8 protein-coding genes are annotated in these 6,258 nt (G+C 75.0%); 5 read left to right on the forward strand and 3 right to left on the reverse strand.

Features of this window, described 5'->3' with window-relative positions:
* From E1182_RS28465 to E1182_RS28480, 4 genes are all read left to right on the forward strand, one after another.
* A partial coding sequence (locus E1182_RS28465) for a hypothetical protein (protein WP_243706471.1) occupies positions 1-1,203 on the forward strand: 1,203 nt, incomplete at its 5' end.
* 27 nt (positions 1,204-1,230) lie between these two features.
* Positions 1,231-2,091, forward strand: a complete 861-nt coding sequence (locus E1182_RS28470) for a PHP domain-containing protein (protein ID WP_132270821.1) — start codon at positions 1,231-1,233, stop codon at positions 2,089-2,091.
* A gap of 40 nt (positions 2,092-2,131) precedes the next feature.
* Complete coding sequence (locus tag E1182_RS28475; RefSeq protein WP_132270822.1) at positions 2,132-2,746, forward strand: MarC family protein; 615 nt, start codon at positions 2,132-2,134, stop codon at positions 2,744-2,746.
* 117 nt (positions 2,747-2,863) lie between these two features.
* Positions 2,864-3,700 (forward strand): PD-(D/E)XK nuclease family protein, encoded by an 837-nt coding sequence (locus tag E1182_RS28480; RefSeq protein WP_132270826.1) that lies wholly within the window; start codon positions 2,864-2,866, stop codon positions 3,698-3,700.
* A gap of 60 nt (positions 3,701-3,760) precedes the next feature.
* On the opposite strand, the gene E1182_RS28485 is transcribed toward E1182_RS28480, so the two are convergent.
* A complete protein-coding gene (locus tag E1182_RS28485; protein WP_132270823.1) occupies positions 3,761-4,621 on the reverse strand; it encodes an oxygenase MpaB family protein in 861 nt (286 codons plus the stop codon).
* Between the two features lie 41 nt (positions 4,622-4,662).
* The gene (locus tag E1182_RS28490; protein WP_132270824.1) at positions 4,663-5,088 is read right to left on the reverse strand and encodes a Fur family transcriptional regulator; all 426 of its coding nucleotides are present in this window, start codon (positions 5,086-5,088) and stop codon (positions 4,663-4,665) included.
* A 197-nt stretch (positions 5,089-5,285) separates the two neighbouring features.
* Here E1182_RS28490 and E1182_RS28495 point away from each other — a divergent pair, with 197 nt between their 5' ends.
* Complete coding sequence (locus E1182_RS28495; RefSeq protein ID WP_132270825.1) at positions 5,286-5,768, forward strand: DUF2231 domain-containing protein; 483 nt, start codon at positions 5,286-5,288, stop codon at positions 5,766-5,768.
* A 177-nt stretch (positions 5,769-5,945) separates the two neighbouring features.
* Here E1182_RS28495 and E1182_RS28500 read toward each other — a convergent pair.
* On the reverse strand, positions 5,946-6,258 hold a 313-nt coding region (locus E1182_RS28500; RefSeq protein WP_243706472.1), incomplete at its 5' end, for a hypothetical protein.

Consider the following 6,258-nt stretch of genomic DNA (forward strand, 5'->3'; position numbering starts at 1 on the left):
GCCCCGGAGCGTCCCACTGCTGTGCGACCCGACGGGCTGGAAGACGCGCTGCGGGAGACCCTCTCCCGCCGGGTCGCCGCGCCCCCGCCGCTCCCCGCCGATCCGGCCGGGGTGGCCCTCCGGCGGGCCCGACGGATCCGACGCCGACGGACCTTGACCGGACTCGGTCTCGCCATGGTGGTCACGTCAGTGCTCACCGCCGGCATCGCGTACCTCGGGGAGCACTCCGGCCGCGGCGGCAAGCCCGTCGTCGTGCTCGGTGACCCGCGCGGCCCGGCCACCCCCGCCGCCTGGCCGGTCGCCCCCGCTCCGGCACCCGCGCCGGCCGACGGTCGGGCCGAACTGGTCGTCGGGGAGTCCCTGGTCACCGCCGACGGAGAGCGGCACGACCTCGGTATCGGTCCGGCCGAGCGGGCCCAGCGCCTGCCCGACCGGGGCGGCTGGCTGGTGGTCGGCGTCCCCACTCCCGCCGGCCGCACCCTCTGGGTGGTCCCGGCCGGCGAGTCACCGCTGGTGCTGCTGGCCGGCGCGGAGGAGATCGCGCTCAGCGAGGACGGCCGGCGGGTCGCCTGGCGCGACGGCGACGCCCTCTCCGTGGCCGGTCTCGTCGGCCGGCAACTGGTCGCCGCCACCGGCACCTCGGCCGCCGCCGGCGCGACACCCGTCCGATTCGTCGGCGACCGGGTCCTGGTCCGCGCCCGCGACGGCGGGCACCTGCTCTGGCAGCCGTCCCCCGCCGCGCTGCCCACCAGCGAGCGGCAGGTCGTCGGCGTCTACGGCGCCCGGCCCGACGGGCGGCTGGTGGCCCGGGTGTCCACCGCCGACCGCCGGGTGTGCCTGGCGCTGCTCGACCCGGCGACCCTCGCCCCGACCCGGACGGGCTGCCGGCCGACCCTCGCCGACGACGGCCTCGGCGCGGTCTCCACCGACGGTCGCTGGCTGCTGGCCAACGCGCGTACCGGCGGCGCGGTCCTGGTCGACCTGGCCGGTCTCGGGCCGGGCACCACCGCCCGGCCGGCCGGGCCGACCATCCACGGTGCGGTGGCGTGGACCGGGGCCGCCGTTGCCACCTACCTGGACCGTGGCGCCGTCCTGACCCGGGTCCGTCCCGACCGGGCCCTCACCGGGGAGGGCGCCGCCTCGACCCTGCTCAGTGGCGTCACCCCCGACGACCACCCGGTCGTGGTCACCGGCGGCTCCTGACCGCGACGCGCCCGGTAGCGTCGGTGCGTGACTCCGGCCATCGACCTGCACACCCACTCCACCGCCAGCGACGGCACCCTCACCCCGGCCGAACTGGTGCGGGCCGCCGCCGACGCCGGACTGGACGTGGTGGCTATCACCGACCACGACACCACCGCTGGCTGGGACGCCGCGGTCGCCGCGCTCCCGCCCGGCCTCACCCTCGTCCGTGGTGCGGAAATCTCCTGCCGGTGGCACGGCGTCGCCCCGCCGGTCCCGCTGCACCTGCTCGCGTACCTCTTCGACCCGCGGCACCCGGAACTCGTCGACGAGCTGGCCCGGGTGCGGGCCGCCCGGGAGGTACGCGGCGAGCGGATCGTCCGGCTGCTCCAGGCCGACGGCGTCGACATCAGCTGGACGGAGATCATGACCGCCGCCGGGGGCGGCACCGTCGGCCGTCCGCACATCGCGGCGGCGTTGGTCCGGGCCAACCTGGTCGCCAGCACCACCGAGGCGTTCGGGCCGGACTGGCTGGGGGAGCGGTACCGGCTACCGAAGGAGGACATCGACGTCTTCCGCGCGGTCACCCTGGTCCGGGCTGCCGGCGGGGTGCCGGTCTTCGCCCACCCCCGGGCCACCCGGCGCGGCCGGGTGGTGCCGGACGACCTGATCGGCGAACTGGCCGAGGCCGGGCTGGCCGGTCTGGAGGCCGACCACGAGGACCACTCCCCGGCCGAGGCGGCGCACGTTCGTGGCCTCGCCGCCGAGCTGGGACTGCTGGTCACCGGCTCGTCGGACTTCCACGGCACGCACAAGACCGTCCGGCTCGGCGCGCACACCACCTCCCTAGGGGCGTACGAGCGGATCGTCGCGCAGGCTCGCGGAGTGACCCCGGTCGCTTCCGGCTGATCCGAGTTTCCGCCGGAACCGGCGCGGCTACCTTGATCAGGTGGATCTCAAGCTTTTCGGCGAGGTCTTCGTGACCCTGCTGGTCATCGTCGACCCGCCGGGCATGATGCCGATCTTTCTCGCCCTGACCGGCCCCCTGGCCGCCCGCGACCGCAACCGGGCGGCCTGGCAGGCGGTCGCGCTGGCGCTCGGCGTGATCGTGGTCTTCGCGGTCGCCGGCCAGACCCTCCTTGCCTACCTGCACGTGGACCTGCCGGCGTTGCAGGCCGCCGGCGGCCTGCTGCTGGTGCTGGTGGCGCTGGAACTGCTCACCGGCAAGGCGGACGACCCGAGCCAGCAGGTCACCTCGAACATCGCCCTGGTGCCGTTGGGCACCCCGCTGCTGGCCGGCCCCGGCGCGATCGTGGCGACAATGCTCTTCGTGCAGCGAGCCGACCGGACGGGGCAGTACCTCTCCATCGCCACCGCCATCGTCGCGGTGATGCTCACGGTCTGGGTCGTGCTCCGCTTCTCCGGCGGGATCGTCAAGATCCTGCGCCCGGGCGGCATCGAGGTGCTCACCCGGATCGCCGGCCTGCTGCTGGCCGCCATCGCCGTCCAGCTCATCGCCGACGCCATCGCCGCCTTCGTCACGCAGTACAGCAACGGAGGCTGAGCCGGCCGTGTCCGGTGCGCGGCTGTCGTACCCGGATGGCAGGATCTCACCGTGCGACGATCCGCGGGCCCACCCCGACCGCGCAGCGGCCAACCCGAGCAGCTCGGCTTCGACGGCATGCCGGAGCGGCTCTTCGTGTGCACTCCCAGCAAGCTCGGGGCCTACCTGGACTGCCCCCGCCGCTACCGCTACTCCTACGTCGACCGGCCGACGCCGCCCAAGGGTCCGCCGTGGGCGCACAACTCGCTGGGCGCCAGCGTCCACACCACCCTGAAGAACTGGTACGCGCTCAGCCCCGAACGCCGCCGGCCGGAAGCCCTCGCCGGCCTGCTCAGGGGCACCTGGGTACGCGACGGCTACCGCGACGACGAGCAGGAGCGGGAGGCGTACCGGCGGGCGCTGGGCTGGCTGGAGGCGTACGTCGCGACGCTGGACCCGGGCGAGGACCCGCTCGGCGTGGAGCGGGTGGTCGCGGTGAAGACGGCGGTGCTGGCCTTCAACGGCCGCGCCGACCGGATCGACTCCCGGCCCGGCCCGGACGGTCCCGAGCTGGTCATCGTCGACTACAAGACCGGCCGCACCGGGCTGGACAGCGACGACGCGCGCGGCTCGCAGGCGCTGGCGCTCTACGCGTACGCCGCCGAGCGGACGTTCCGCCGGCCGTGCCGCCGGGTCGAGCTGCACCACCTGCCCACCGGGACCATCGCCGCGCACGAGCACAGCCCCGAGTCGCTGGCCCGACAGCTCTCCCGCGCCGAGGACACCGCCCGCGACATCATGGCCGCCGAGCGCGCCGTCGCCGACGGAACCGACCCCGACGAGGCGTTCCCCACGGCCGCCGGGCCGCGCTGCGGCTGGTGCGACTTCCGGCGCAACTGCCCCACCGGAGCGCAGACGCCGGGGCGCGAGCCGTGGTCGGCCGTGGACCGTCCGGCCGCACCCACCGGCGACTGACCGGGCCCACCCCCGGGTTTGCCGGGCGACCCGGTGCGAGTGACGCGCTCGGGCGACCGTTCAGCCGGTCGGTGCGGCGCGACGGGCGGCGCGTTCCTTGGCGGCCTGCTGGATCGGCCCCTCCCGCCAGTCCCGGGGCAGCGCGGCCAGCGCCAGGCGCAGCGCACGTGCGCCCAACTCGGCGGACAGGGCGGTGGTGGGCAGCCCCAGACCGCCGTACAGCCGCCGCGCCCAGGGCGGCAGCAGCCCGAACGCGGTGCCGGCGACGCCCAGGTACGCCCAGCGTGGCGGCCCGAGGTTCAGCCCCAGCCGGGCCGGCAGCGTCAACCGCTTCCACGACAGCGGCGGGGCGGTGAGGAACAGGGCCGTCTCGGCCGCCTCCTTCGTCATCCGCAGCTCCGGACGCACCGCCCGGTAGTAGTCGGCCACCTCGGCGGCACTGCCCGGCACGTCGGCGGGATCGAGCCCGACCAGCGCGGCGGCCCGCCGCTGCTCGGCGTAGTAGCCGTCCACCTCCGAGTCGGTCAGTGACAGCCCGGCCCGCCGGGCGGTGCTCACGAACGACTCGACCTCGGTGACGTGCACCCAGCGGAGCAGGTCCGGCTCGTCGATCCGGAATTCCTCGCCGGTGGTCGGGTCGGTGGCGCGCATCCGGGCGTGCAGCGCGCGCAGCCTACGGCCGGCCGCCTCCGCCTCCGCGGTGGTGCCGTAGATCACCGTGGCGACGTACGTGGCGGTGCGCAGCAGCCGACCCCACGCGTCCCTGCGGTAGTTGCTGTGCTGCGCCACCCCGGCCATCGCCCGGGGATGCAGCGCCTGGAGGTAGAGCGAGCGCAGGCCGGCGACGATCAGGACCGGTTCGTCGTGCACCTTCCACGTGACCGATCCCGGTCCGAACAGGCCGAGGTCGTCGGAGTCCACCGCCCAAGAGTGCCACGCGGTGTCGCGTGTCTGCCCGGGACTCAGTCGTCGGCGCGGCGGGCCTGGCAGGTGGGGCAGAGGCCCCAGAAGGTCACCTCCGCCTCGTCGACCTCGAAGCCGTGCGCGATGCTCGGATCCAGGCAGGGTGCGGCACCGACCGCGCAGTCGACGTCGGCGATCTTGCCGCAGCTACGGCACACCACGTGGTGGTGGTTGTCGCCGGTCCGGGCCTCGTAGCGGGCGGGGCTGCCGGCCGGCTCGATCCGTCGGGCCAGGTCCGCCCGGGACAGCGCGCCGAGGACGTCGTAGACGGCCTGCGTGGAGACGGAGTCGAGGCGTTCACGGACCCGCCGGGTGATCTCGTCGACCTCCAGGTGGCCACCGGCGGCCAGCACGTCCAGTACGGCGAGGCGCGGTCGGGTGACCCGTAGGCCCCTCGACCGCAGCAGTTCCGCACCACCGGACATGAGGCAATGACAGCACGGGCCCAGCCCGCCGACAAGCGACCCTGGCGGCAGGTGGCCCCGGACACAGGCAGGTCACACCTTCGAGCGGGGTGAACGGTCCCACCGGACCTTGCGTGTACCCGGTCGGGAGGTGCCGTGGCACCCCTCGACCGTCGTACGCTGCTGCGGCGGATCGCGCTCGCTCGTCGGAGGTGACGGTGTTCAAGGAGATCAACGGGTTACCCGGGCACGTCCTGGTGATCCACGCGGTCGTGGTGTTCGTGCCGCTGCTGGCCCTGCTGGCCTCCGCGTACGGCCTGGTGCCCCGCTGGCGGCCCCGGCTGGGTTGGGCGGTGGTGATCCTGGCCGTGGTGACCCCCGTCGTCACCTGGGTGGCGACCGAGTCCGGCGAGGCGTTCGAGGCGGTCCTGGCGGGCAAGGGCTACCCACCCGACCTGCTCACCAAGATCGGAGAGCATGCCGCGTACGGCGTGACGACGCTGCGGCTGACCGTCGCCCTGGCGGTGGCGGCGCTCGTGCTGTGGGCGCTGACCAGCGGCCCGGTGCGCACCCGGCGGGTGCCCGCGTGGGCCACCTGGCTGCTCACCGCAGTGATCGTGGCGCTGTCCGGGTTCGCCCTGGTCTACGTCTACCTGACCGGGGACACGGGGGCGGCGTCGGTCTGGGGCAGCACCCTCTGAGCGACGCACCCGGCGCTCTCGAAACGGGCCGTTCCATCCAGCTGGTGGGCTGGGCCTGCCGTCGACCTCGCCGCGAGGCTGACGGCACAGACGGATCGGCGGGGTGCGTCGCCCGGTTTCTGCGTACCCGCTGCTCGTGCTTGTCCGGTCTGCCGCTGGCCAGAGGCCCGACAGCGCTCAGAAGAACGCCCGGGAGCAGAGCAGACAGAGCAGTACCAGCAGCACCAGACCGGCCGCCGCGCCGAGGGCGTGGGTGACCCGCTGGGCCTGCTGCTCCGCCGCGTCCATCGCCTCCATGTCCTGCGGGGGCAGCGTGCGCGGTGGGGTGGCCCGGAAGTGCACCGGGGGGCGCCAACCGGGCGGCGGCGCAGTGGTCGGTGGTGGCCCGTGGTAGACGCCCCGGCCGGATGTCGCCGGGGCAACCGGCACCACGGGCGGCGGAACGTCCGCCGGGGCGGCCCACGGGGACCGGGCCGGGGGCTGCGGGACC

Origin of the sequence: Micromonospora sp. KC721, from assembly GCF_004348355.1 — a bacterium.
Taxonomy (GTDB): domain Bacteria; phylum Actinomycetota; class Actinomycetes; order Mycobacteriales; family Micromonosporaceae; genus Micromonospora.